Below are 24,400 nucleotides of genomic sequence, written 5' to 3'. Positions count from 1 at the left end.
CATTGCCCAAGCTTGATCTCGATACAATCCCGCAAAGCAATGCGACCGGATATCCGGGCGATTATGCGTTGCCCGTGCAGGGCCGCTGGTACCGGCGGCTGGCACCCGCGAGCGGTATCGACGATTTCGGTGTCAGCCATGTTGTGCTGAAACCCGGTGCATGGTCGTCGCAGCGGCACTGGCATGAGGGCGAGGACGAATTCGTCGTCATGCTTTCCGGAGAGGCGGTGCTGGTCGACGATGCCGGAGAAACCGTCATGCTTCCAGGTGATTGTGCCGCTTTTCCGAAGGGCGATGGTAACGGGCATGTTCTGCAAAACCGCAGCGGCGCCGATTGCGCGTTTATCGCGGTAGGCAGGGCTTCGCAGACCGATTGCCATTATCCCGACATCGATATGCACCTGACCGATGGCCGGTTCGTCCATAAGGACGGCAGCAGCTTCTAGGACCTCAGTCCTCGTCGTTCTTCTTGTCGTCCTGCTCGCCTGCGCTGGTGCCGAAGGCTGCGCCCAGCGCGACGCCGATGGCGACACCGATCGCGATATTGCCCATCGCGACGCCGATGCCGGCTCCGATGGCGATGCCCAGGCCCATGCCGGTGGCCAGCTTGTCCTTGCGGCGCTTCACCGTGTCGGCTGCTCATATTGTTCGATCACCCAGTCCTCTTCCTGGGCAGCGGCAATCCAGTCCTGCATGAAGGGGTGGCTGATGACGGCCTGCATATAGGCCGGGGCAAAGCGCGCGACGGGCAGCGAATAGGTGACGATTCGCGTCACCACCGGCGCGAACATGATGTCGGCAGCCCCGAATTCGCCGAACAGGAACTCGCCCTCGCCGCCGAACCGGGCGCGCGCCTGCGCCCACAGCTCCATGATGCGGGTCAGTTCGGCGATGACTTCGGGTTCCGGCTTTTTCGGTTCGAAGGTCTGGCGGATGTTCATCGGGTGCTGGCGGCGCAGCGCCGGAAAGCTCGAATGCATTTCCGCCGCCATCGATCGCGCCATCGCGCGCGCGGCGTCTCCCTGCGGCCAGAATTTCAGCCCGCCAGACTTGTCATCGAGATATTCGATGATGGCGAGACTGTCCCAGACCACGGCATCGCCATCCCAAAGGATCGGAACCTTGCCCGAGGATGGCGCGAATTCATCGCCCTCGCGCCGGCGATCCCATTCATCATCGTAAAGCGGAACGACCACTTCCTCGAACGGGAGGCCCGATTGTTTCGCGGCCAGCCAGCCGCGCAGCGACCAGGAGGAATATGCCTTGTTGCCGATGATGAGTTTTAGCATGCCGTCGCTGATACCGTTCCGCAGCAGCCGGGGCAACGGAGCCGGGCGTATCGGCACTCAGTCCGGTTGCTGATTCGGCGGAACCGGGGTCAGCGCATAGATATCGAGCCCGTCGGGGTCGCGGTGCGGCACGACCAGCCGCCATTCGAACGGCCCGACACGTTCGACAAAGCCTGCAATGTCACGACTGCGGTCACGGCCATAGGCGAGTGAATTGTCGCCCGGTTCGTCCTGCTGCGCACCGAGAAAGACATAACGCTTGTCCCCGTCCGGGTAGAGCCAGCCGCTCGGCAGGTCGGTCCCCGTCTGCTTGAGGAAAGTCAGCTGATCCGGGCCGGCGCTCTTTACATGGCAGAAGAAGGGCGGGAAGCTCTTGAATCCTGATTTGTCGGCATAACGGCCGATGCGGATGACGCGGCAGCGATAGGAGCCGGGCGGCAACGCCGGATGATCCAGTGCCGCGCCGGGTTCGATCATGGCGCCCTCGGCCTTCACCTTGGCCGGTGAATGTTCGGTCGCGAATGCGAGGCCGGTGGACCAGATTTCGTCTAGCCCGTCGAGCATGGTCGCGTCTTCGGGTTTGGCGATCGAGCGCCATGCCGGCTGCGCGGGTTCTTCCGCGGCCGGTGTTGCGACGGACCGGGTGGTCGTCTGGGCACAGGCGGCGAGCATTGCCGCCAGTGAGAATATCAGAATTCGGGGGCGCATCTGCCGATCCTTCGGTCACGGGTTCGCGTTACCGAAAAGTTAAGATCGACTGGTAAACGAAACGTTAATTTTTCGCAGCCGGGCCTCTGGAAGGCGCGGAAACCCTGCCATTTTGCGGCCAAGCGTTCGTTTGCAGAGGCAAAGCGCCGGCGCGCTTAACCGATTGCTTCGACGACAGCCGCGCGCAGCTCGGCGATGCCCATGCCCTTTTCGCTCGACGTGGCGAGGATGTCGGGATGCGCGGCAGGGCGCTTGCGTGCCTCCGCAGCAGTGCGTTCGGCAACCTCGGCCAGCGCGCTTGCCTTCACCTTGTCGGCCTTCGTCAGAACGATCCGGTAGCTCACCGCCGCCTGGTCGAGCATGTCGAGGATTTCGCGGTCGATATCCTTGATGCCGTGACGCGAGTCGATCAGCACAAGCGCGCGCTTCAGGACCGCGCGACCGCGCAGGAAATCATTGACCAGATAACGCCATTTCTTGACGACATCCTTGGGCGCCTTGGCAAAGCCGTATCCCGGCATGTCGACCAGCCGGAAAGCGAGCGGTTCGCCCACGTCGAAGAAATTGAGTTCTTGGGTGCGTCCCGGCGTGACCGACGTACGCGCAAGCCCGTTGCGCCCGGTAAGCGCGTTCAGCAGCGAAGACTTGCCGACGTTCGATCGGCCGGCGAACGCAACCTCGGGCACCTGCGGATCGGGCAGGTGCTGAAGCTGCGGCGCCGACTTAAGAAACGCGACCGGCCCTGCGAAGGTCTTGCGCGCGCGCTCGATCAGGTCCGGATCGAAGGCGTCAGCCATGACGGTTCCCCATCATGCCTTCGCCTTCGCTTCCTCTTTCTGCTTCTTCAGCTGCGGATGGCGGCTGTACAGATATTGTTGCTGCGCGATGGTCACCAGGTTCGAGGTGATCCAGTAGATCTGCAGACCAACCGCGAACGGCGCCATCACGAACATCAGCACCCACGGCATCAGGCCGAAAATCTGCTTCTGCGTGTCGTCCATCGGCGCCGGGTTGAGGCGGAACTGGAAGAACATCGAGATGCCGAGCAGGATCGGAATAACGCCGATCGCGATGATGTGCGGCGGGGTGAAGTGCAGCAGCCCGAACAGGTTTACCGGCGTCAGCGGGTCGGGTGCTGACAGGTCCTTGATCCACAGGACGAACGGCTGGTGACGCATCTCGATCGTCAGTTGGAGCACCTTGTACAGCGCGAAGAACACCGGGATCTGAAGGAGGGTAGGGGCGCAGCCGCCGAGCGGATTGACCTTTTCATCCTTGTAAAGCTGCATCATCTCCTGCTGGAGGCGCGGCTTGTCGTCCTTATAGCGTTCCTGCAACGCCTTCATCTTCGGCTGGATCGCCCGCATGCCGGCCATCGAGCGGAACTGGCGCTGCGCGATCGGGAACATCAAACCACGGATCGTGAGCGTCAGCAGGATGATCGCGACGCCGAAATTGCCGATATGGCGGAACAGCCAGTCGAGATAATAGAAGATCGGCTTTTCGACGATTTCGAACCAGCCCCAGTCGATCGCCTTGTCGAACAGCGCGATATGGCCGTCATTCTGATAGTGCTGGAGTACCGAGACTTCCTTGCCGCCGGCAAAGAAGCGCGAGGTGTAGCTGGTCTGCTGGCCCGGCTGGAGCAGGGCGGGAGAGGCCGGTGTGTAATCGGCCTGGAAAGTGTCGTTCGCGCCGGAGCGGAACTGCGCGCTGGTCGCCGAGGATTGATCCGGGACGAGCGCGGTCAGCCAGTATTTGTCGGTGAAGCCCAGCCAGCCGCCGGTCGTGTCGAACTTGGCGGGCGCGTCCTTCAAATCCTTGAAATCGATATCGTAATCGGCCGCGCCGTCATGTACTGCCATCGGCCCGGTGTGGATCGTCCAGGTATCCTTGTCGGCCGATTCGCCGCTGCGATTTACCAGTGCATAGGGACGTACCTGAACCGGTCCGCCGCCGGTGTTCGCGACCGTCTGCTTGATCGTGAACATATATTGGTCGTCGACCGCGATGGTGATGCGAAAGCGCTGACCCTGACCGTTATCGGCCTCGAGCGTTACCGGCTTGCCGGGCGAAAGGACGTCACCCTGCGCTTTCCAGACCGTATCGGGGCCGGGCGCCTTGATGCCGTCGCTGCGCCAGCCGAATCCGGCGAAATAGGATTTCTCAGCACCTGCCGGGGATAGCAGACGGATCGGCGGCGAGTTTTTCGCGACGGTCTGCTTGTAGTCGGACAGGACGAGGTCGTCGATGCGCGGGCCCTTCAGGTTGATCGAACCCTGCAGGCTGGGCGTCCGGATCGGGATACGCGGGGTCGACGCAAGAACCGCCTTGCGGTCGCGCAGCGCCTTGGGCGCGTCGGCGGTCGGATCGGCCTTTGGGTTGGGCGCGGGCTTTTCCTTGACGCCGCTTTCGACGGTCGTGGGCTTCGGGTTGGACGGAAAGAAGCGATTGACAATCGGCTGCCACGCGAACAGCAGCGCGGCGGCGATCACCGCGAAGATGGCGAGATTTTTCTGTTCGTCTTTCACTTCGTTCCCCGAATGACTTTGCCCCGAGCGGCTGGGATCATGGCACCGGATCGTGCCCGAACCCGCCCCATGGATGGCAGCGCGCGATCCGCCGGATGGCGAGCCAACTCCCCTTCAGCGCCCCATAGCGGCGAAGTGCCTCGATTGCATAGGCCGAACAGGATGGCGAGTAGCGGCACGTCGGCGGCATCATCGCCGAGGGGCCGAGTTGCCATAATCTTGCCAGCAGGATGAGCAGTTTCGCGATCATCGCGCGATCTTTCCCAGCGCCTTGCCGAGTTCGGCGCGAAGCCGTGACCAGTCGCGCTCTATGCCGCCCTGTCGGCCGATCAGCACATGGTCGGCGCCGGCAATGCCACGTTCGGGCAGAATGTCCCGCGCAAGTGCGCGAAAACGCCGTTTCATCCGGTTGCGGACGACGGCGTTTCCCACCTTTTTCGATACGGTAATGCCGACCCGGATCGACGGGTCGCCATCGGCGCGATCATGGACAAGCAGAACGAAACCCGGCATCGGCGCCCGCTTGCCGCGGTTCGCCGCCAGATATTCGCTACGCTTCTTGAGTCCGCTTACGCCGACAGCTTCTTGCGACCGCGCGCCCGGCGCGCCCGGATCACCTTGCGGCCGCCCGGGGTCGCCATCCGCGCGCGGAAGCCGTGACGACGTGCACGCACGAGGTTGCTCGGCTGAAAGGTCCGCTTCATCGTTCATCCTTACGAATTCTGAATAGAAAAGGGTCGCCCCAACAGGACGACCACGTTGCGCGAGGCCATAAGCGAGGTGGGCGTCCAAGTCAACGCGCAGATTTCCGGTCGCGCGCGCGTCGCCGCTTGAAGCTGCGCCGTTGCAGCGCGTGCTCGGCGACATGGCCCAGCTTTGGCCAGCGATGCTTGGCGCGCACGAACAGGCGCCGCGCGAGCAGCGAATTACGCAGAACGAGGATTAGTCCGGCCGCGAAGACAAAGATTCCGCCCGGCCCCGGAATCGCGCCGACCAGGGGAGAGGCGAGCATCACGATCACGCCGAGGCAGAGCAGCGTGATCCGGGCAATGGTGTTGGGACGCGGGGTACGGGGCACTGATCCTATCTGGTGCCACTGTGTTAGATTCGCAAGACGCGGAGGCGACGGATGGTTCCCTGTCGGCGAAAAGCCGTTATGCATAAGCCGGTTGGGGGGAATGCATGGTCGCGATCGTATCGACGGTAGCCTATCTTGGCCTGGAAGCGCGCGCCGTAGAGGTGCAGGTTCAGGTGGCGCCCGGTGTGCCCGCCTTCGTCGTCGTCGGACTGCCCGACAAGGCGGTAGCGGAAAGCAGGGAACGCGTGCGCGCGGCGATGGCGGCGATCGGCCTTTCGCTGCCGCCCAAAAGGATCACCGTCAATCTGTCGCCCGCCGACCTGCCGAAGGAAGGCTCGCATTACGATCTGCCAATCGCGCTGGGGCTGCTCGCGGCGATGGGCGTTGTCGATGCGGAAACGCTGTCGCAATATGTCGTTGTCGGCGAACTTGGCCTCGACGGACGGGTAGCGCCGTCGCCGGGCGTTCTTCTGGCGGCGTTGCACGCCGGTTCCGTGGACAAGGGACTGGTATGTCCGGCAGCGCAGGGCGCGGAGGCCGCCTGGGCCGGATCGGTGGAGGTGATCGCGGCGTCCGACCTGATCGGACTGCTCAATCATTTCAAGGGCGATCAATTGCTCGCAGCCCCGGCGCCCGGCGAGGCTGAACTGCCGGCTATCGGCCCGGACCTGAAACAGGTGAAGGGGCAGGAGACCGCGAAGCGCGCGCTCGAGATCGCGGCGGCGGGCGGCCATAATCTGCTGAGGTGAAATAAAGCTACACCCTCGAGTCGGCCACGATCTGTGCCGGCAGAATGGTGGAGCTTTCTATGAGCCAGAATCTTTTTGTGAAATATGAGGTGGTCCTCCGGGATGGGGGGGGCGGCTACTGGCTGACGGTGGACCCGCAGCACCCCTCGTTTCCAGACGAGTTCCTGGTCAGCCGGAACGACCTGGACCGGCGCGCAGTCGAGGTCCTTGGGACGCTGCGCAATTCGACTTGCCGGGACGAGTCGACCGCCGCGAACACGAATACGGAGCCGACCGCGCTTTACTTCGCCTCGCGTCAGCCTTGGGCAAACAACGATTACGTTGAACCGACCGAAGAGCGTGAGCCGTCGTTCTTCGACGCCCACCTCCTGACCGACCGGCGCTAGCAATCGTGTGGAGTCGCTCCGCGAGGATGCTTCGCATCCGAGTTTCGGAATTCACACCTCACGCACCCGTGCAGCGCAAACCCGCCAGCGTTCTCAGATCCCTAGCTGTATCGCCCTGTATGCGCGAGCAGATAAGTCACTGAGAATAAATTGTATTAATCCCGAGACACCGAGACGCCTATGTCCGTCACCGTTCCCGTCCAAGTGAGGCTCGACCACAGCCTCGTCAAGGCCATCGACCAGCGCGCGACCAGCGCCAAGATGAGCCGCGCCGATGTCCTGCGCGAGTTGCTGGCAGCGGCGCTCGCCACCCCGCAGCCGAGCGTCCCCGCCATCGACCCGCTGATGGACCGCATCCTCGACGCGCTCGCCCGCCTCGCCGTCAAGGTCGACGCGTGCAGCGAGGCCAGCGAGCACGCGGCGGTGAACGCGTTCGCGGCCTACGCAACGACCCGCCTCCACGCGCTCAAGATGCTACCGCAGGAGCAGCAGCGGCCGTTCGTCGAACAGCTCGCCCCCAATGTCGCGCGCGTAGTGCAGCCATGAGCCGCGCGCTTGAGGCAAGCCGGGGCCGCGTCATCGAGGCGCACCGTTCCAACGCGGTCCTGACGCTGCTGCGCGTCGCGGCGCTGGGCGGGCTGCTCGGCATGGTGCTCGGTGCCGTGCTCACCTGGACGACCACCCGTGTGGGGGATCGGGTGCTGGCGCAAGCGTGGCTGCGCCATGAGATCAACCAGCATCTTAACCCGGCCGCGATGCTGCGGGCGCAGCAGACCATGCCGACCGGGTTCGAGGCGGTGCCGTCCCCGGAACAGGTCGCCGCGACCGGGATGCTGCACAGGCTCGGCTATATCGGCGTGCCGCTCGCCGTGCTGTTCGCGATCGGCATCCCGGCGTTGCTGGCGCGCCAGTGGGTCAGGGCGTCACGCGAGGCGGCACGCGACCAGGTGAAGCGCGGCAACCGTATGGTGACGGCGCAGGAGCTGGCATCGCTGCTCGCATGGGCACGGAAGAACGGCACCCCCATCGAGTTGGGCGGCGTGCCCATTCCGCCCGCGAACGAGACCCGGCACCTGCTCGCGGTCGGTCAGTCCGGGTCGGGCAAGTCGACCGCCTTGCGCGGCCTCGTCCGCCAGATCGCCGCGCGCGGCGAACACGCGCTCCTCTACGACCCCGACACTTCCTACATCCGCAGTTTCTACCGCCCGGAGCGTGGCGACATCATCCTCAATGTCTGGGACGCAAGGACCGCCCGCTGGAATCCGCTGGCCGACATCGCCGACCCGGCCGACGCCTATCGGCTCGCCGCCATTCTGCTACCGCTCCCCAAGGGACGCAGCGACAACGATATCTGGTATGAGCAGGCGCGCGCCGTCATCGCCCGCATCATCTACCGCTTCGTGCGCGAGGGCCGCACCGACCTCCACCAGCTCGCCACCACGCTCACCGTCGCCAACGTGGACGAGCTACGCGAACTCGTCGCCAGAACCGAAGCCGCGCGCGCTTTCGAACCGGGGGCCGAGAAGGCCAGCTCCAGCGTCGCCTTCATGCTCAGCCAACCCGCCCGCATCGTCGCCATGCTCGCGGCCGTGCCGATGTCGGCGCAACCGTTCAGCTTCGATGCGTTCTACGCCGCCCTCGACCAGCACGAGGGGGACAAGCCCCTGATCTTCCTCACCGCCCCGCGCCGCTACCGTGACGCTGGCCTGCCCGTGGTCACCGCATGGCTGGACGCGGCCGCAGCCGCCATCCTCCAGCGCGGCACCGACGCGCCGTGCCGGGCCTGGCTCTTCCTCGACGAGCTGCCCTCGCTGCCGCCTATCACCTCGTTGATGACCCTGTTCCCGGAGGGGAGAAAATACGGCGCGGCCATCACCATCGCCTTCCAGTCGGTCGCCCAGCTCCGCGACAAATACGGCGAGGAGGGCGTCCACATCATCACGGGGCAGACCGCGACCCAGCTCATCATGGCGGTCGGCGACCATGCCACCGCGACATGGGCGGTCGAGCTGTGCGGCCAGGTCGAGGTCGAGAACCAGCGCACGACCGAATCGCTCGACGACAAGGCCAAGGGCGAGCGCGGCTCGTTCGCGCTGCACCGCGAGCGCAAGTCGCTCATCCTCGACAGTGAGGTCATGGCGTTGAAGACCGGCCAGGCTTTCCTGCGCGTGTCGGGTTCGCCCCTAGCCAAGATCACCATCGACCAGGGACCGGCCCTCCCGCCCATCGCGCCCGCATGGGTGCCGGCCCCCATCATCATGCCCGACATCGCCCCGGCACCGGACGACGCCGCGCCGGCACCCGCTCGCATCGAGGACGGCGACGACTGGCTCATGGCAGGACCCTGCTGATGGTCGCCACCCTCAAGGAGCTCACCAACCCCGACGACGCCCTCGGCTATTACGAGGCGGATGACTATTATGTCGGCGACGCCAAGGCTCCCTCCGCATGGCACGGGCGCGGCGCCGCGAAGCTGGGCCTGCGCGGCGAAGTCGAGCCGGACACCTTCGCCGACATGCTCCACGGCAGGTTGCCCGAGGGCACCGTGCTCGGCACCGTCCGCCATGGCGAGCGCCAGCATCGCCCCGGATGGGACCTGACGTGTTCCGCACCCAAGTCCGTATCGGTCGCGGCGCTGGTCGCGGGCGACCGGCGCCTGCTCGACGCGCACGACCGCGCCGTCCGGGTCGCGCTCGACTATGCCGAGCGGCACGCGGCCGTCACTCGCATCCGTCACGGCAAGACCGTCGAGCGGGTCGCGACCAACAGCTTCGCCATCGCCACCTTCCCGCACTTCACCGCCCGCGAGACCGAGGAGGTGCCCGACCCGCAGGTCCACACCCACTGCGTCATCCTCAACGCCACCTGCGACGACGACGGCACATGGCGCAGCGCCGAGACGCAACCCCTCTACGCGCTCCAGATGGCGGTCGGCGCCGTCTATCACCAGCAGCTCGCGGCCGAGGCGCAGCGTCTGGGCTATACCGTCACGATCACCGGCGAGAACGGGCTGTTCCAAATCGACGCCATCACGCCCGAGGTCCACGAGGCCTTCTCCAACCGCTCCCGCCAGATCGAGGCGGCGCTCGACTCGCGCGGACAGTCCCGCGCCAGCGCGACCGCAGCCGAGAAGGCCGTCGTCGCGCTCGATACCCGCGCGCCCAAGGAAGCCGTCGACCATCGCCAGCTTACCGCCGCATGGCGCGAGCGCGCCCATGCCCTGGGCTTCACCGAGGACGTGCGCCGCACCCTCGTCGCCCAAGCCGAGGCCCGCGCGGCCGAGGCCAGCCCCGGCACCCGCGCCAGGATGCGCGTCGCCGACCAGGCCGTCGCCTGGGCCACCGCCCATATCGGCGAGCGCCACGCGGTGTTCGCCGCTGCCGCGCTTGAACGTGAAGCCGGCGACCACGCCTTCGGCAAGGCCTTCCCCAGCGATATCGTCGCCGCCATCGCCCGTGCCGAGCGCATCCAGGACATCGTCATCCGCGCCGCCCCCGGCATGGCGCGCGGTGTCGTCGGCTTCACCACCCGCGACGCCATCGCTACCGAGGAGCGGATGCTCGGGCTGGAACGCGCCGGACGGGGCACGCTCGATCCGCTCGCCGACCATTTCGACGCGGCCACCATCGTCGCCCGCGCCGAGGCCGCGTCCGCGAAGATGGGCCACGCATGGAAGGACGGACAGCGCGCCGCCACCAAGGCGCTGCTCGTCTCCACCAACAGCGTTGCCGGCGTGCAGGGCAGCGCCGGCACCGCCAAGACGACCACGGTGCTGCGTGTCTATGCCGAAGCCGCCAAGGCGCGCGGCCACACCGTCCGCGCGCTCGCTCCCACGGCGACAGCCGCTGAGGAACTGGCGCGCGCGATCGGGGCCGAGCCGATGACCGTCGCTTTGATGCTCACCACCGGACCCACCACGACCCCATGCGGGCCACCCAAGCCCGAAATCTGGATGGTCGACGAGGCCAGCATGTCGGGGGCCCGCGACACCGAGGCGCTGCTCGCCCAGGCGCAGAACCAGCGCGCGCGCGTCGTGCTGGTCGGCGACGTGAAGCAATTGGGCAGCGTCGCCGCAGGCCGCGCGTTCGGCCAGCTCCAGGACGCCGGCATGGAAACCCACAAGCTCGCCGAGATCGTCCGCCAGTCCAACCCCGACACCCGCCGCGCGGTCGAGCATCTGCTCGCCGGCGATGCCGAGACCGCCTTCGTCGCGCTTGATGATGGAGGCGGCGAGGTCATCCAGCACGCCGACGACGACGTGCGGCGCGCGCGGCTCGCCCGCGACTTCGCGCGCCTGTCGCGGCAGGAGCGCGCCCGTACGCTCGTCCTCGATCCGACCCGCGAGGGCCGTCAGGCGCTCACCGACGCCATCCGCGCCGAGCTGGTCCGGGACGGCACGCTGGGGACACGCGCGATGACCGTGCTCGTGCTCGAATCGCTCGGGCTGACCGAGGCCCAGCGCGCCCGTGCCGCCAGCTACCGTCCCGGCACCGTTTTGACGTTCCGCCAAGGCGGCGAGGACGGCGCGCCGCGCCGCAACACCGGCTATCGTGTCGAGGCCGTCGACGCCGAGGCCGGCACCGTCCGCCTGCTCGACCCCGAGGACAAGCCGTTCCTCTGGTTCCCCGGCGACGGCAGCGGCGCCCAGGCAGACGCCTTCGCCGAGGTCGAAAAGGAACTGCGCACCGGCGACCGCATCCAGTTCACCCGCAACAACTATGCCGCCAAGCGCCTCAACGGGCGCACCGCCGAGGTGCTCGCGATCGACGTGAAGGAGGGGCTGGTCGTGGTCGGCATGAAGGGCGGCAAGCGCCAGACCCTCGACATGACCAACGTCGCCGACCGCCACATCCGTCCCGCCTGGGTGTCCACCATCCATGCCGCGCAAGGGGCAACGTGCGATCGGGTTATGGTGCACCTGAAATCGTTCCGCCGCAACGTCGACGCCAACCTCGCCTATGTCGCCGTGTCGCGAGCAAAGAAGCACGCGTCCATCTATACCGACGACCGCAAGCGGCTTGTAGCTGTGATCGAGGGGCGAGATGGCGCGCAGGTTGGTGCCATTGACGAGATGCTGGTCAAGACGGGAGCGGCGGCGCTAACGGTCCCCGAGCCCGTTGTGATTGGAGGCTTCGCGATCGACGCCTAATCCTTCCGAGCCTGTTGTGCGCCGCAACAAGCATCGACCTTCTCTTTTTGTTCTTGCACGTAGGGAATTGCTAGGCCACAGTGGCACAAATTGTCCCAGAGGTGCTGCTTGCGTTCTAACGTGTCAGAGTTTTCCCGCCTTCGCACAAGCGCGGGCATCAGCGTCGATGCGTTCGCTGAGAGTTCCGGCTTCTCGCGCCGAACTGTATATCGGTGGGAGAAGGGCGACGTTCCGCCCCGTCGAGCGGCCCTCAAGCTACTCGATGGGATGATCCGGGAGAGTAGGGCGGTGCGGCCGCATCGCAAAGCCTTTCGGTTCATCGACCTGTTCGCGGGTATCGGTGGCCTGCGCCGAGGCTTCGATGAGTGGGGCGAATGCGTATTCACCAGCGAATGGGACCGCTACTCGCAGAAAACTTACCTAGCCAATTACGAGTGCGAGCACGAGGTCGCCGGCGACATAACCAAAGTGCCGGTGAAAAGCATTCCCGCGCACGACTTGTTGCTGGCGGGCTTCCCTTGTCAGCCGTTTTCGATCGCAGGGGTGTCGAAGAAGAACGCGCTTAACCGGCCGCACGGCTTCGCCGACGAAACACAGGGCACCCTGTTCTTCAACGTGGCAAAGATCATCGAGCATCATCGCCCGCGCGCGTTCTTGTTGGAGAACGTGAAGAATTTGGTCAACCATGACAGGGGCCGGACATTCGAGGTGATTCACCGCACGCTGACCTCCGAGCTGGGCTATCAGGTACATTGGAAGGTCATCAATTCTAAGTCGTTCGTGCCCCAGCAGCGCGAGCGCATCTTCATCGTCGGCTTCCGCGATCCGAACGACTTCACCTTTGCCGACTTCGTGCTGCCCGACCCGCTGAACGGGCCGAAGCTCGGCACCATTCTTCATCCCGAGGACGGCACCGAGGAGCTCGACCCACCTTACACGCGCGGCAACATCGCCTCGGTTTCAGAAAAATACACCCTGACCGATCACCTCTGGCGTTATCTGCAGGGATATGCCGCAAAGCACAAAGCGGCTGGGAACGGTTTTGGATTTGGCTTGGTCGGGCCGAACGACGTCGCCCGCACCCTGTCGGCGCGATATTACAAGGACGGGTCGGAAATCCTCGTTGAGCAGAAGGGCGACAATCCCCGCCGCCTGACACCGCGCGAATGCGCCCGGCTGATGGGATTCGATGAGCCAAGTGGGCGTGATTTCATCATCCCCGTGTCGGACACGCAGGCCTATCGCCAGTTTGGCAATGCCGTCGTGGTGCCAGTGGTGAAGGCTGTCGCCGAGCATATGCTGCCGTGGCTGATTGATCGCTCCGAGATCGAGCCGGAACAGCTCCAGCGGAAGCTGCCTCTTGCCGGGTGACATAGTTGATGCGGCAACGCGCAGCCGCATGATGGCCAGTATCAAGGGCAAGAACACCAAGCCCGAGTTAGTGGTGCGACGGGGGCTTCACGCTGTCGGTTTCCGGTTCCGGCTTCACGATTGCGCGCTCCCCGGCAAGCCCGACATGGTGCTGCCGCGCTGGCACGCGGTCATCTTCATTCACGGCTGTTTTTGGCACGCACACGATTGCCCGTTGTTCCGGTGGCCCGGCACACGGCAGGAGTTCTGGCGGCAGAAGATCGGGCGCAACCGAGAGCGCGATGCGGAGGTGGAGGTCTCGCTTGACCAAGCCGGATGGCGCGTGCTGAAAATCTGGGAATGCGCGATGAAGGGCTCCGGCCGGATCGGGGCCGATGCCGTTGTGTCGCTTGCCGCTGACTGGTTGCAATCCGATCGACGCGAGGGCGAGATCAGGGGGGGCGGACCGTGCCGGTGAGTGATCTTGTCGAATGGTTGGACGAATATTGCGGATCAGGATTCGTTTGGTATGTCAAACGCTTATCGGGCAACGATACGCTGGCGAACGAAAGCCACCAGGCAGGACCTTACGTCCCACGAGATGTGCTTTTCGACTTCTTCCCGACGCTCAATCGGCCGACCGTAAAGAACCCGGACGTGTGGTTCGATCTTTACGTCGATTCCCACCCCGATCATCAGCAGGTTAGGGCGGTCTGGTACAACAACAAACTGCACGGCAATCCGAAGAGTGGACGCAACGAGACGCGGCTAACTAACTTCGGCGGTCAGGCGTCGGCGCTGCTCGATCCGGAAAGTACCGGCGCGCTGACCATCTTCGCATTCAACAGGCCAGAGCCGCCGAAGATTCCTGACTGCCACGTCTGGGTCTGTAGGCATGAGACAGAAGAAGATCTGGTAGAGGACCGCATCGGGCCGGTAGAGCCCGGCAAGTGGGCGCTGTGGCCATCAGTGCAGGGCGGATTGCTCGGTCTGTTACAGCCACCGCCTGTGCGAGCGAGCTGCTGGTTGGCCGATGACGAGATTCCGACGGCATGGCGGGCGAAGTTCCCGACCGGGGCCGACATCATCCGTAGGGCAGTCGAGCTGCGCGCCGACGCCTGCCTCGACCCCGATAAACGGCTGATGCGCCGTCGCGATTGCGAGTTCGAGATTTTTCGCAGCGTGGAGCAGGCGATCGAATTGCCCTTCATTCAAGCTGGCTTCGCAACTGTGGACGACTTCATTGCCCGCGCACAGACCGTTCTCCAGCGCCGTAAGGCCCGATCCGGCCGATCGCTGGAGCTGCATACCCGGGCGATCTTCATAGAGGAGCGGCTGGTTGAGGGCATGCACTTCGCGCATCAGCCGGAGTCCGAACCTGGGAAGCGGCCCGACTTTCTGTTCCCTTCGGTCGCCGCGTATCGCGATATGAGCTTCCCAGCCGATCGGCTTCGAATGTTAGCAGTCAAGACAACGTGCAAGGATCGCTGGCGGCAAATCCTCAACGAGGCTGACCGAATTCCTGCAAAGCACCTGTTGACGTTGCAGGAGGGTGTTTCGGAGTCGCAGTTCCGTGAAATGACCCATGCCGGTGTGCAACTCGTGGTGCCGGCGGGTATCGTCGATACGTTTCCTAAGGACGTTCGACCGCACCTGCAGACGCTAGAAAGCTTCATCGGCGACGTGCGGCTTCTGCCCTTATAAACGCGTGATAAGAGCAGGTGGTGTCGAAATTTAGGCCGCTAGCTTTTGTAGGAGCCGCGCGGCTTAGGTGCCGGAGCATCGGAATTGATCCGCGCGATCACGCGGTGTTGATCTAAACGTCGGCAACTCCGCTGATCGACCGCATAGACGACCCTTCGAACAGCTTGACGAGAATTTGGGGGGCTTGACGAGAGGCAGCATGTTGGCGCCTCATTTCACAATGAACCATTATGGCTCATGCAAGCATAAGACTCTTGAATACCATGTAGAGTGAGTCGGCAGACAGATTATCGCTCGATGACAGATAGGCGCACATTGTGTGGATGTAGGCATCGCTTATGGCTACGGGGTTTTCCTCGTACATTGTGCATACGTTATATGCATATCCGAACGACATCATCTCATTATGATAAAGCTTAAAAGTCCTGCCCAAGGAAAGTGCATATTCTGCGTCAGAGTACGAAACACCGACTGGGGCAAACAAGCTATCGAATTCGTCTAGTGGAGGATCAAATTCGACGACGGTTATTGGCTTGATGCGATAGAGCGCACGCAAAAGTGCGCCGCATCTTTTATAATGATCTGGGTCGCCGGAGTCCAAACGAATTGAAAATTCGCTGACTCCTTGCTGGTACTCTGTATGAGCCCACTTCAGCCGATCTTCGTCAACGGTGACTGCGCATGATAGCATATCGCCGTAATCATCTGTGTTTCTAAAGTGGCTTCCGACTTGGTCTACAAAAAAGTCTTCGCCTTGAAGCTCGCGGAGAATATTCGCAACCAAAGTCTAGCCCCCAGAAACGCTTGAGCCCCCCATCCTTTCGAACAGGGGGCTCCGTATTGTGTAGATGAAAAATTACTTCGTAAAGGTGCTTTTCACCACATCTGCGAAGCGGTTACGGTACGGGTTAACCGGCTCACGCAAGCTGTTGTTTGGATACATGCGGACGGCCTCGCGGCCGTCAGCGCCGGCTTCCTTCGTCTGCATATTCATATCACCTGTCTCTTTCTCTCTTTGACCAACGAAGCCTTTGCAGCCTTGTTGGCGATATCTGCCCTTGTCTTCGGCGCGAGTTTGGCGGCCCTCGCGACACCTCCGGCGGTTTTACCTCCTGCCCGTCCGGAAATCTAAATATCGTCTTCAACGTCGCCCGTAGCGATCTGCGCCACATGAACGGCAAGGCCGATCGCGTCAGCAGGTCGCTTCTGTCCTTGCGGACCCTTGGGCATTTCAGTCCTCACTTCCGATCATTTCAGTCCTCACTTCCGATAACGTTATCGGAGATCGTATCTGAATGAAGGTTGACAAATTGGAAACTCCAATTCTTCAACGCTCAACACCGAATGATATGTCCGTCGCTTATCTATTTTGGCCAATTTGGCAACGGAAATCATTTCCGTACAAACGCGTAGCGCCGTGGTGGGGGAAGCATAACGACTACGTGCGCATGACCGCACGTAGTCGTAAAATGATTGAATGTCAATCAAACTTTTGTGGAGATATCGCCTACGTTGCGCTGATTGATCGTCAATCCGAGGCCGAAAACGCGCGCGCTCTACACGATGATTCGGAATGTTATGTCCATTCGGTTAATCGCCGACGGTATTCGATATGATGATCCTCAAGCCTCAATACCAGCGTGGCACCGAGCACCTATCAAGACTAAACTGAAACACTGCCCACGATCGCCGTTCGCTGACCTCACCAATCAATTGCCGCCGGATCACTTCGTTGGGCGCCTCGCGCGATTCGACCTCAGCACGCGGCTGCGTACACGCACTTGCCGCTCAGAAAGTCCATCGACGGGCGCGCTCACCATGGGCGGGATGATGTCGAACGTCACGCGGCCATCATCCGCACTGATCGTGATATTGCGCGATCCGCTCAGAAGTTTTACGCCTATTCTCTTGGCTTTCCTGTGAAAGGTCAGTTCTTGAACGAGCTCACTGATTGCTAGCCGAACGGTCGTTCGAGCACGAAGGCGGGTTTCTTCGTCCATGCTGCTCATATCAGCACGAACGGAAGCAATACGAGCAGCATGTTCCTCGGGAGTGGCCTTGCCTCTGGCGGTCATCAGCTTGACCGCGATTTCGTCGATAGCAGCCTTCAGGACTTTATGATCTTCCCTGGCCTTGCGATATGCGTGCTTAGCGTCCTCGTCGTCACGGTCATCTTCCCAGAGCTCAAGCATCGACTTCGACTTCCGCTTGAGTCGCTCCCACTCTATCTTCTTCTCCGCGTGCTCAATCGCGAGTTGATGTACTAGCGTTACATCAGCGAAATGAGTGTCGTCCATCGCGTCCGATAAGATGGCATCTAGGACGCCTTTTTCTAAAATGCTATAATTGTAGCGCAGATTATTGCGGCACTTCTCCCCAGTTTCGCTTATTATCCCGCGCTGCATTTTGTCGCACACTAAGTAGTCCTCATACACGACACGGCCGTCCGCACGGGTCTTCTTCCCTTTGCTGCGGAGTGTCATTTTAGAACCACAGGTGCCGCATCGGGCAAGTCCCGAGAAAAGGTTGGCGATTCTTCGGCCACGACCTAAGCTCTTTCGAGAGCGGGATTGCATGCTTGTGCGAGCTCTAGAATAAAGATCAGCGTCAATTACGGCTGGATAGTAGTTGCTTATCGGCTGATCGACCAGCTTCCGTTTGGCTCCTCTCGGCTTTACGCCAGGTTGAAACTCGCCAAGCACGGCAGGGCTGTTCAATATTTTCTGAATATATGAAGCGTGCCAAGCTGCTGATCGCCCAAAGGTTGGGACGCCCTCGGAATTGAGCTGGCGGGCGATTGTGTGCTTGCCAGAACCTTGAGCGGTTTCCTCGAAGATGCGCTTTATGATTGCCGCCCTGCCGGCGTGCAGCGAGAAGGTGCGATCGTCGTTCACCGAAAGCCACGCCGGAACGCGCATTGTCATCGCGTGCCTGTCACCCGCCGCTAGCCGTGCCCTCTTGCTCGCCCATGCGGATGCAACCCGCCTGCTCTTCGCGACCGATTCGTCGTTAGCCAACGAGGCCTTCACCACAACCTCGATAATAGAGGCCATATCTAAGCTGCCGCTGTAAGTGCGGTCGCCATCAACGGTGGCCACCGTCACGCCGTTCCGGGTTATCGCATCAAGCCAGAGGTAGAATTGGCTTGGCGCTTCCCGCGAGAGGCGATCGAGACGTTCAACAAGGAGGATGACGCCATTCGGATAGCGTTTGTCCCTGATCTCCTGTTCTAGCTTGCTCAGCTCACCCATCTGCCGATGTTCACCAGTAAATGCGGACATGCCGTTGTCGATGAAGGTTCGGACCACATTCCAGCCGCGTTGCTGCGCATGAGCGCGACACAGGCTGAGCTGCCGCTCTTCTGACTGACCCTTGGATTGTTCCGCACTGGACCAACGGACATAGATGATGGTATCCATATTTATTGTGCTACCATGAGGTGTAGCTTGACACAACATGCTGATGGTCGGACCGCCCGGGGCGGGCAAGTCGCTGCTCGCCTCGTGCCTGCCAGGCATATTGCCGCCGCTCGATCCGGCGGAAGCGCTGGAGGTGTCGATGGTGGCGTCGGTCGCCGGAACGCTGGACGGCGGCAGGCTGACGCGGACCCGCCCGTTTCGCAGCCCGCATCATTCGGCGTCGATGGCGGCGCTGACCGGGGGCGGGCTGAAGGTGAAGCCTGGCGAGGTCTCCATGGCGCATCTCGGCGTTTTGTTTCTCGACGAACTGCCGGAGTTCCAGCGCGCGGTGCTCGATTCGCTCCGCCAGCCGCTCGAAACGGGCAAGGTGAGCGTCGCGCGCGCCAATGCGCATGTGACCTTTCCCGCGCGCGTCCAACTCGTCGCGGCGATGAATCCCTGTCGATGCGGCCACCTTGGCGACGCAGCGCTCGCCTGCGCGCGGGCACCCAAATGCGCCGCCGATTATCAGGCAAAGGTATCGGGGCCGCTGCTCGACCGGATCGACCTGCATATCGATGTCGAGGCGGTGAGCGCGGCAGACCTCGTCCTGCCGCCGCCCGCCGAAGGATCGGCCGAGGTCGCCGAACGGGTCGCGGCGGCGCGCGAAACCCAATCGAAACGATATGCCGATGTCGCGGCGCGGACGAATTCCGAAATCGACGGCGATCTGCTCGAAACATTTGCGACGCCCGACGAAGCGGGACGCAAGCTGCTCGCCCAAGCGGCGGAGGCGATGCGCATGTCGGCGCGCGGCTATACCCGTGTCCTGCGCGTCGCACGCACCATTGCCGATCTCGACTGTGCGGAGGAGGTCGGGCGCGTCCATATCGCAGAGGCGCTCAGCTATCGCCGCCGCGCACCGGTGGCGTAGTCAGGTCAGGAAGGAGAGGGGGAAGACGTGGAATGGATGCTGCTGCCGCTAAAGCGGTATTTTCAGATTTCCGGGCGTTCGCGGAGGATGGAATATTGGATGTTCTATCTGTTCACGATTCTGGTCGGCGTTGCCGCGACGATGGCGGACCGGGTGATCGGTGTCGGCGCCTTGTGGTCGAGCGGGTTCGACTGGGGTGTGTACGCCCACTGGACGGTCGATGGACCGTTCAGCACGGCGGCGTCGCTGTTCTTTTTCATTCCTGGCATCACGGTGGCCGTGCGCCGGCTGCATGACATCGACCGGTCGGGCTGGTGGCTTTTGCTGATATTCGTGCCAGTTCTCGGCTGGATTCTGCTGCTGATATTCATGCTGCTTGACGGAACTCAGGGCACTAACCGCTTCGGCCCCGATCCCAAGGAGCCAACCGACCGGCAGGACGTCGACGAAATTTTCAGCTGACGTGATCGTTGCGGCCCGCCCCGGCCTGCGCTAGGGCCCATTTTTCGCGACGGAGCCCCTGTGGCGAAATTGGTAGACGCGCTCGACTCAAAATCGAGTGCCGCAAGGCATGCTGGTTCGAGTCCGGCCAGGGGCACCAACGCTTTCGCGGTCATCGCGACGCCGGTTTAGCTCAGTTGGTAGAGCAGCGGTTTTGTAAACCGAAGGTCGCGGGTTCGAATCCTGCAACCGGCACCATTAACATTTGAAAACACCTCCTCGGCTTTATGGCCGCGAGGAAGGACGTTCTCAGCGAGATGGGGAAGCGACAGACCAGTCCGTCCCATGGTCATCTGAAATACTCTCATGGTCGGCTCGAATGTTATAGATTTTACTTCACCGATGGCGCTTGGCCGAGAAGGTTCCGGGTAGATCCTGATTGGCAGCGCTGCACCGATGCCGCCATCTTTTCGCAATGACCATGCATCGAACCGCGCGCGCCTCCTGGCCGCGCGAACTGGAGATAAAGCTCGATTTGGGCATCGAAGATGCCGGAAAGCTCAAAAAGTGGCTCGCCTTGCGGGGAAGCCCGGAATGCGCCCGCCAACATTCTGTCTATTTCGACACGCCTGATCGTCGACTATTCGCGTCCGATTTGGTGCTGCGTATCCGCTCGTGTGGCAACGGCCTGGTCCAGACCGTCAAGACGCTCAGCCCTTCTGCTGCGGGCATGTTTGATCGGGCCGAATGGGAAAAGCGGGTGGCTTCGCTGGCGCCCGTCGCAGATGATCGCATCACGGAGCTTATACTCGATCCGCGGATGGTGGCGGAGCTAGCATCGGTTTTCGACATTGAAACCGCGCGTTCCCGCTGGATGGTTGGAGAGCAGAAGGCCCTCTGCTTGGTAGTCGACGAGGCACTGATCCGTGCAGATGAGCGTCAGAGCGCTTTCTGCGAAGTGGAAGTGGAAATTGCCAGCGGCGATGCAACCGCTGGATTCGCTTTGGCTCGCAAGCTCGATCGTGTCGTACCGATACGTATCAGCGTATCGAGCAAGGCAGAGCGTGGGTTTCGCCTTCTAGAGCCGCTAAGAAGAGGGTATCCGGCCGAATCCATCGCGCTTTCTCCGGCACTCACCATTCGTGAGGCATTTCCCCAACTGATCGCCGCCTGCTTGCGGCAATATCGGCTGAACGAGACGGTGTTGCTGGATCGTCACGAGCCTGAGGCCGTGCATCAGGCTCGTGTCGCCCTGAGGCGGTTGCGATCGGTTCTCGCGCTTTTCGGTGGCATGCTCGATGTGCGGGCGGATCGCTTTGACGAGATGGTGCGCGACCTCGCGCGGGAGATTGGCAGGCTGCGCGACATTGACGTAGCGATCGGCAGCAGCATGTTCGAGCGCCATAGGGATATTCTCGGACAGCGGCGAACCGATGCCTATGCTCGATTGGTGGGCGTGCTGCGTGCGCCGGCGGCACGCGCGCTGCCGCTCGATCTGATCGAGTGGGCCGGGTCGCGCCGGAATATGTTGGAACGGCTTCGGACCGAAAGTGATGGTCCGATCACTGGCTTCGCAACCGAGGCGCTCACGCGCGCGCGCAATCGCCTGGCGCGGCGCGCGCGCCACTTTTCGAAGCTAGCGCCGGCGAAACGTCACCGCGTCCGAATTGCGGCAAAGCATCTCCGATATGCGAGTGACTCCTTCGCGTCGCTTTTCGAATACGATCATCCGCGCCGGACCGAGCGCTTCCTGCGCACGCTGAACCGGCTGCAAAAAGAACTTGGCAAACTAAACGATTTGGCGGTCGCGCGCGCGATGCTCGCCGAGCTGGACGGCAGCAACGTGCCGAGCGGCAATGCCAGACAGGCGAAGCGCGCTGGCCGAAGACTCCAGGAGCTTCTCGAGGCGAGGGAGTTCTGGACGGTCGCTTGAAGCACACAACCCGTCCGGCGCGCTTCTGAATGTGCATAAAATACGACCGAGCTGAGCCGACCCTAGCGGTGGTCCCGACGACCATTCTGACGACGGGCTACGAGAATTGACACAGCCGCCCGTTGTTCCGCGAGCAGTGGATGACTTGGACAGTGCTTTTATCGACAATCAGCACATTGCCCTTCTTGCAACGATCGACGCTCCTCCCCCTTTGAGTTGACTCACTCCCATTTGCTGCGACGATAGACATTGTCGCGAGCGGAACACCGCGGAGTTGCAATAGTGCTTTTGGATCGGAGGGAGCTACGATGGCTTGGGCGGTTCAGATGGAATACGGCGCGCCGCGGCGACCGGACTTCAAGTGGGACGACAGGCCGAAAGTCCTCGCGCTGTTCGGCTTCAGCCATGGCGGTGCGGTCGACGATCTATCGTTGCTTCCGACCACAGCGACCCAGAACGATAAAAAGAAGCTGTGCGACGTCTTCCCGATGCCGGGCCTGAATGCCGTCAGCGCGAAGTTCAAGGCGATCGTCGAAGAGTTCGAGCCCGACACGCACCAGTTTTTCCCGATCTCGCTCAAGGCGAAGGATGGCACGCCTTACGATGAGAAGTATTTCATCTTCAACGCGTGCCAGCGCTTCGACGCCATTCTAGCCGACCAGTCGAAGTCTCTCTACTGGTCCGAAAAGAAGGCGGGCGAGTGGAAAGGCATGCCGTTCCTCAACGGTACCGCGAGCGACCTAGTGCTGAGCAGGCCCGCGATCGGAGGCCGCCACTTGTGGGTAGGGCGTCTGATACTTGCCGGGCAGGTATTCTTTTCCGACCCGCTGAAGGCGCGCATGGAGAAGGAGAAGGTCCGGTACGTCCTCTATGACAAGGCGGAAGAGGTGGATCGCGATCTCGATCTTTCGCAGCAGATCCGTCCTACCAAAGACTGGTTGGCTGCCAATCGGCGGGACTGGGTAGAGCAGAATTTTCCAGAATGGCTTCGCGCCGAATGAGCCGCGCGGGCTTTGTACAGAGGGTTGAGAAGGCTGTTTAGCTAACGACGCGGCGGAATACGCTGCCGAAGCTGCGAGCGCTGGGCGATCATCCGCGAGCCACTGACAGGCCAAAATGCGTCGCCACGGGTTCCTCCCACTGCTATCTTCTCAAAGATGGCCCGACGGTTGGCGCCGATGCGGTGCGCCAGGTCGCGTGATCGCGAGCCGGGCCCGGACGATCTGTTGGCCGAGACGGGGCACATGGCCGACTGGCGGCTTCGATTGCGAGCCTCCGGCAGCCATCCGGCCGTTCGCGGTCGATCTGCTATCGGCCGCGGGCCGGAAAGCTGGCCGGTAGCACGCGGGGCGCGTGGCTGAACGAAGGATGCTGCTGCAATCTACAGCATCTCAGCCTCCACATACGCTTTGCGGATTATTCGAAGATCGGCGCTGGCCTCGCCACGCCGCCGCGGCGAGCGAGCATGCCCAAGACGCTGCCGACCAGCAGGAGCGCGACGATCAGCATGTACGCCGCAAGCGTCGCCTGCAGCGCAGCATAGATTGCGAAGGCGACAGTGACAGCGACGATGGCGATCCAGAATGGCGAAAGGCCTCGGCTCTCTTCCCCTCGCCCCCGAATGCGGAAAAGGACGAAGGCCCCTATCATGCACAGGCCGATAAATTGCGCTCCCAAGGCGGTGACCTCTGCAAGAAAGGCGAACGTTCCGCTTAGCGACACGACGGCCACCATGAGCGTGAACAATATTATTGCCCAATCCGGAGTAAGGAACCGGGGAGACAGATGCGTGAGCCTGTCCGGCAGCAGTCCACGCTCCGCCATGCCGTAGATGACCCTCGGCCCACCAACGAAATATGTCAGCGAATTGCTGGCGATTGAAAACACCGCAGCGAGCGTGAGCGCGACGGCCCCCGCAGGTCCCATCACCTTGCCCGCGGCGGCCGCCAGCGGAGTGCCATTGCCGCTCGATGGTGCGCCCGCGGCAATAAAGGCCCATTCCACGATCATGTAGAACGCCACGATCATCGCCAAGGAAAGCAGCATCGACACGGGGAGCGTTCTACGGGGCTCCTTCACCTCTCCGGCGGAATTGGCCGCGTTGCTCGCTCCCGAAAAGGCAAAGAATACCAGCAGCGCGACGGAATCGAAGGTCCCCAAGTCCGGCGGTCTGAAGCTGAAGGACATGCCTCCCTTGGCAAAGGCGGCGGCGCACAGGACCACAATCGGAGTCACCTTGAGCACCGTGCCCACGGCCAGCCCGTCGATCGCCCGTCGCATCCCCGACAGCGACACTCCGCCCAGCGCCAGGAGCAATGACAGCACCGCCACCGGACGCGCGACCGGTCCGTCGAGCGCCGGAAAAAACACGGCGAGGTAAGACACCAGCACATGCAGCGTCGCTGCGCGCCCGGCAGCCATGGCGATTACGTGGAGCCAGCCGACCTGGAAACCAAGAACCGGGCCAAACGCCGCCTGTACATAGAGTTGCGGCCCTCCTGACGAGCGGAACATGGCCGCAAGCTGAGCCGCGATCAGGGTGCCGCAGGCAAAGAGCGCTCCGAAGATCAGGAACATCCACGGGGCGAAGGCGCCGGTCTTGTCGTAGAGCAGTGCGGGCAAGGCGAAGATACCCGCGCCGATCATCCCGTTGACGCTCATCAGGCTGGCCCCGAACACGCCGACAACCCTGGGTGGTTTGGTCTGTTGGTTCATAAGGCGATTACCCTGACCAGAGTCGATGCATGGCG

The 24,400-nt window shown here is 62.6% G+C and carries 22 protein-coding genes, 2 tRNA genes and 3 pseudogenes; 15 read left to right on the top strand and 12 right to left on the bottom strand.

All coding sequences use genetic code 11. From position 1 onward, the window contains the following. Positions 1-2 precede the first annotated feature (2 nt). Positions 3-446 (top strand): cupin domain-containing protein, encoded by a 444-nt coding sequence (locus tag J7S20_RS06120; RefSeq protein WP_284053321.1) that lies wholly within the window; start codon positions 3-5, stop codon positions 444-446. 4 nt (positions 447-450) lie between these two features. Here the strand turns inward: J7S20_RS06120 and J7S20_RS06115 are convergent, their stop codons facing one another. The 9 genes and pseudogenes from J7S20_RS06115 to J7S20_RS06075 all read right to left on the bottom strand — a co-directional run bounded on the left by J7S20_RS06115 (position 451) and on the right by J7S20_RS06075 (position 5,606). After that, entirely contained in the window at positions 451-627 is a 177-nt protein-coding gene (locus J7S20_RS06115) for a glycine zipper domain-containing protein (RefSeq protein ID WP_284053320.1), read from the bottom strand. Next, positions 624-1,289 (bottom strand): glutathione S-transferase family protein, encoded by a 666-nt coding sequence (locus J7S20_RS06110; RefSeq protein ID WP_284053319.1) that lies wholly within the window; start codon positions 1,287-1,289, stop codon positions 624-626. The genes J7S20_RS06115 and J7S20_RS06110 overlap by 4 nt, the downstream gene beginning before the upstream one ends. 57 nt (positions 1,290-1,346) lie before the next feature. Continuing rightward, entirely contained in the window at positions 1,347-1,997 is a 651-nt protein-coding gene (locus J7S20_RS06105) for a DUF4893 domain-containing protein (RefSeq protein WP_284053318.1), read from the bottom strand. Between the two features lie 155 nt (positions 1,998-2,152). Continuing rightward, entirely contained in the window at positions 2,153-2,794 is a 642-nt protein-coding gene (gene yihA, locus J7S20_RS06100) for a ribosome biogenesis GTP-binding protein YihA/YsxC (RefSeq protein WP_284053317.1), read from the bottom strand. A gap of 12 nt (positions 2,795-2,806) precedes the next feature. Further along, positions 2,807-4,528 (bottom strand): membrane protein insertase YidC, encoded by a 1,722-nt coding sequence (yidC, locus tag J7S20_RS06095; protein ID WP_284053316.1) that lies wholly within the window; start codon positions 4,526-4,528, stop codon positions 2,807-2,809. A gap of 37 nt (positions 4,529-4,565) precedes the next feature. Next, positions 4,566-4,778, bottom strand: a complete 213-nt coding sequence (yidD, locus tag J7S20_RS06090) for a membrane protein insertion efficiency factor YidD (RefSeq protein ID WP_284053315.1) — start codon at positions 4,776-4,778, stop codon at positions 4,566-4,568. After that, positions 4,775-5,080: pseudogene (gene rnpA, locus J7S20_RS06085) on the bottom strand (ribonuclease P protein component); the annotation flags it as partial. The gene yidD and the pseudogene rnpA, both read right to left, overlap by 4 nt. A 17-nt stretch (positions 5,081-5,097) precedes the next feature. Continuing rightward, positions 5,098-5,232, bottom strand: coding sequence for a 50S ribosomal protein L34 (gene rpmH / locus J7S20_RS06080; RefSeq protein ID WP_109806156.1), 135 nt, complete (start codon positions 5,230-5,232; stop codon positions 5,098-5,100). A gap of 89 nt (positions 5,233-5,321) precedes the next feature. Further along, on the bottom strand, positions 5,322-5,606 hold the full coding sequence (locus tag J7S20_RS06075; RefSeq protein WP_284053314.1) for a hypothetical protein: 285 nt from the start codon (positions 5,604-5,606) through the stop codon (positions 5,322-5,324). A gap of 104 nt (positions 5,607-5,710) precedes the next feature. Between J7S20_RS06075 and J7S20_RS06070 the strand changes: the two are divergent. From J7S20_RS06070 to J7S20_RS06035, 8 genes and pseudogenes are all read left to right on the top strand, one after another. Next, a pseudogene (locus tag J7S20_RS06070) lies at positions 5,711-6,349 on the top strand (magnesium chelatase domain-containing protein); the annotation flags it as partial. A 65-nt stretch (positions 6,350-6,414) separates the two neighbouring features. After that, on the top strand, positions 6,415-6,741 hold the full coding sequence (locus J7S20_RS06065; protein ID WP_284053313.1) for a hypothetical protein: 327 nt from the start codon (positions 6,415-6,417) through the stop codon (positions 6,739-6,741). A 180-nt stretch (positions 6,742-6,921) separates the two neighbouring features. Continuing rightward, on the top strand, positions 6,922-7,287 hold the full coding sequence (locus J7S20_RS06060; RefSeq protein WP_284053312.1) for a ribbon-helix-helix protein, CopG family: 366 nt from the start codon (positions 6,922-6,924) through the stop codon (positions 7,285-7,287). Next, positions 7,284-9,092 (top strand): type IV secretion system DNA-binding domain-containing protein, encoded by a 1,809-nt coding sequence (locus J7S20_RS06055; RefSeq protein WP_284053311.1) that lies wholly within the window; start codon positions 7,284-7,286, stop codon positions 9,090-9,092. Before J7S20_RS06060 ends, J7S20_RS06055 begins: the two co-directional genes overlap by 4 nt. Continuing rightward, positions 9,092-11,890 (top strand): MobF family relaxase, encoded by a 2,799-nt coding sequence (gene mobF / locus J7S20_RS06050; RefSeq protein ID WP_284053310.1) that lies wholly within the window; start codon positions 9,092-9,094, stop codon positions 11,888-11,890. The genes J7S20_RS06055 and mobF overlap by 1 nt, the downstream gene beginning before the upstream one ends. Before the next feature lie 120 nt (positions 11,891-12,010). After that, a complete protein-coding gene (gene dcm, locus J7S20_RS06045; protein ID WP_284053309.1) occupies positions 12,011-13,261 on the top strand; it encodes a DNA (cytosine-5-)-methyltransferase in 1,251 nt (416 codons plus the stop codon). Beyond that, positions 13,203-13,718, top strand: a complete 516-nt coding sequence (locus tag J7S20_RS06040; protein ID WP_347709219.1) for a very short patch repair endonuclease — start codon at positions 13,203-13,205, stop codon at positions 13,716-13,718. Before dcm ends, J7S20_RS06040 begins: the two co-directional genes overlap by 59 nt. Beyond that, positions 13,715-14,944: a type II restriction endonuclease gene (locus tag J7S20_RS06035; RefSeq protein ID WP_284053307.1), complete on the top strand. Its 1,230-nt coding sequence runs from the start codon at positions 13,715-13,717 to the stop codon at positions 14,942-14,944. Before J7S20_RS06040 ends, J7S20_RS06035 begins: the two co-directional genes overlap by 4 nt. Before the next feature lie 856 nt (positions 14,945-15,800). On the opposite strand, the gene J7S20_RS06030 is transcribed toward J7S20_RS06035, so the two are convergent. Then, positions 15,801-15,932: a hypothetical protein gene (locus J7S20_RS06030; protein ID WP_284053306.1), complete on the bottom strand. Its 132-nt coding sequence runs from the start codon at positions 15,930-15,932 to the stop codon at positions 15,801-15,803. Between the two features lie 736 nt (positions 15,933-16,668). After that, a complete protein-coding gene (locus J7S20_RS06025; RefSeq protein WP_284053305.1) occupies positions 16,669-18,363 on the bottom strand; it encodes a recombinase family protein in 1,695 nt (564 codons plus the stop codon). Between the two features lie 31 nt (positions 18,364-18,394). Here J7S20_RS06025 and J7S20_RS06020 point away from each other — a divergent pair. The 6 genes and pseudogenes from J7S20_RS06020 to J7S20_RS05995 all read left to right on the top strand — a co-directional run. Then, a pseudogene (locus J7S20_RS06020) lies at positions 18,395-19,276 on the top strand (YifB family Mg chelatase-like AAA ATPase); the annotation flags it as partial. A gap of 36 nt (positions 19,277-19,312) precedes the next feature. Next, positions 19,313-19,738 carry a DUF805 domain-containing protein gene (locus J7S20_RS06015; protein WP_347709221.1) on the top strand — a complete coding sequence of 142 codons (426 nt, stop codon included), beginning with the start codon at positions 19,313-19,315 and terminating at the stop codon, positions 19,736-19,738. A gap of 54 nt (positions 19,739-19,792) precedes the next feature. Further along, a tRNA-Leu gene (locus J7S20_RS06010) sits at positions 19,793-19,877 on the top strand. Positions 19,878-19,899: 22 nt separating this feature from the next. Continuing rightward, a tRNA-Thr gene (locus J7S20_RS06005) sits at positions 19,900-19,975 on the top strand. Between the two features lie 217 nt (positions 19,976-20,192). Next, positions 20,193-21,650 (top strand): CYTH and CHAD domain-containing protein, encoded by a 1,458-nt coding sequence (locus tag J7S20_RS06000; RefSeq protein ID WP_284053303.1) that lies wholly within the window; start codon positions 20,193-20,195, stop codon positions 21,648-21,650. Between the two features lie 308 nt (positions 21,651-21,958). Then, positions 21,959-22,651, top strand: a complete 693-nt coding sequence (locus J7S20_RS05995; RefSeq protein ID WP_284053302.1) for an imm11 family protein — start codon at positions 21,959-21,961, stop codon at positions 22,649-22,651. A gap of 415 nt (positions 22,652-23,066) precedes the next feature. On the opposite strand, the gene J7S20_RS05990 is transcribed toward J7S20_RS05995, so the two are convergent. Then, positions 23,067-24,365, bottom strand: coding sequence for an APC family permease (locus J7S20_RS05990; protein ID WP_284053301.1), 1,299 nt, complete (start codon positions 24,363-24,365; stop codon positions 23,067-23,069). Positions 24,366-24,400: the final 35 nt, after the last annotated feature.

It is taken from the genome of Stakelama marina, from assembly GCF_018122655.1.
Classification (GTDB): Bacteria; Pseudomonadota; Alphaproteobacteria; order Sphingomonadales; family Sphingomonadaceae; genus Sphingomonas; species Sphingomonas marina.
The sequence above is the reverse complement of the archived record's forward strand: the minus strand, read 5'-3'. Positions and strand labels throughout refer to the sequence as shown.

What these genes read in the sequence shown, in the direction of transcription:
- J7S20_RS06025 (WP_284053305.1), bottom strand. Translation starts at nt 18,363, where the DNA reads ATGGATACCATCATCTATGTCCGTTGGTCCAGTGCGGAACAATCCAAG.
- rpmH (WP_109806156.1), bottom strand. Translation starts at nt 5,232, where the DNA reads ATGAAGCGGACCTTTCAGCCGAGCAACCTCGTGCGTGCACGTCGTCAC.
- yihA (WP_284053317.1), bottom strand. Translation starts at nt 2,794, where the DNA reads ATGGCTGACGCCTTCGATCCGGACCTGATCGAGCGCGCGCGCAAGACC.
- J7S20_RS06030 (WP_284053306.1), bottom strand. Translation starts at nt 15,932, where the DNA reads ATGCAGACGAAGGAAGCCGGCGCTGACGGCCGCGAGGCCGTCCGCATG.
- J7S20_RS06055 (WP_284053311.1), top strand. Translation starts at nt 7,284, where the DNA reads ATGAGCCGCGCGCTTGAGGCAAGCCGGGGCCGCGTCATCGAGGCGCAC.
- J7S20_RS06065 (WP_284053313.1), top strand. Translation starts at nt 6,415, where the DNA reads ATGAGCCAGAATCTTTTTGTGAAATATGAGGTGGTCCTCCGGGATGGG.
- J7S20_RS06000 (WP_284053303.1), top strand. Translation starts at nt 20,193, where the DNA reads ATGACCATGCATCGAACCGCGCGCGCCTCCTGGCCGCGCGAACTGGAG.
- J7S20_RS06105 (WP_284053318.1), bottom strand. Translation starts at nt 1,997, where the DNA reads ATGCGCCCCCGAATTCTGATATTCTCACTGGCGGCAATGCTCGCCGCC.
- J7S20_RS06110 (WP_284053319.1), bottom strand. Translation starts at nt 1,289, where the DNA reads ATGCTAAAACTCATCATCGGCAACAAGGCATATTCCTCCTGGTCGCTG.
- J7S20_RS05995 (WP_284053302.1), top strand. Translation starts at nt 21,959, where the DNA reads ATGGCTTGGGCGGTTCAGATGGAATACGGCGCGCCGCGGCGACCGGAC.
- J7S20_RS05990 (WP_284053301.1), bottom strand. Translation starts at nt 24,365, where the DNA reads ATGAACCAACAGACCAAACCACCCAGGGTTGTCGGCGTGTTCGGGGCC.
- yidD (WP_284053315.1), bottom strand. Translation starts at nt 4,778, where the DNA reads ATGATCGCGAAACTGCTCATCCTGCTGGCAAGATTATGGCAACTCGGC.
- mobF (WP_284053310.1), top strand. Translation starts at nt 9,092, where the DNA reads ATGGTCGCCACCCTCAAGGAGCTCACCAACCCCGACGACGCCCTCGGC.
- J7S20_RS06015 (WP_347709221.1), top strand. Translation starts at nt 19,313, where the DNA reads ATGCTGCTGCCGCTAAAGCGGTATTTTCAGATTTCCGGGCGTTCGCGG.
- J7S20_RS06060 (WP_284053312.1), top strand. Translation starts at nt 6,922, where the DNA reads ATGTCCGTCACCGTTCCCGTCCAAGTGAGGCTCGACCACAGCCTCGTC.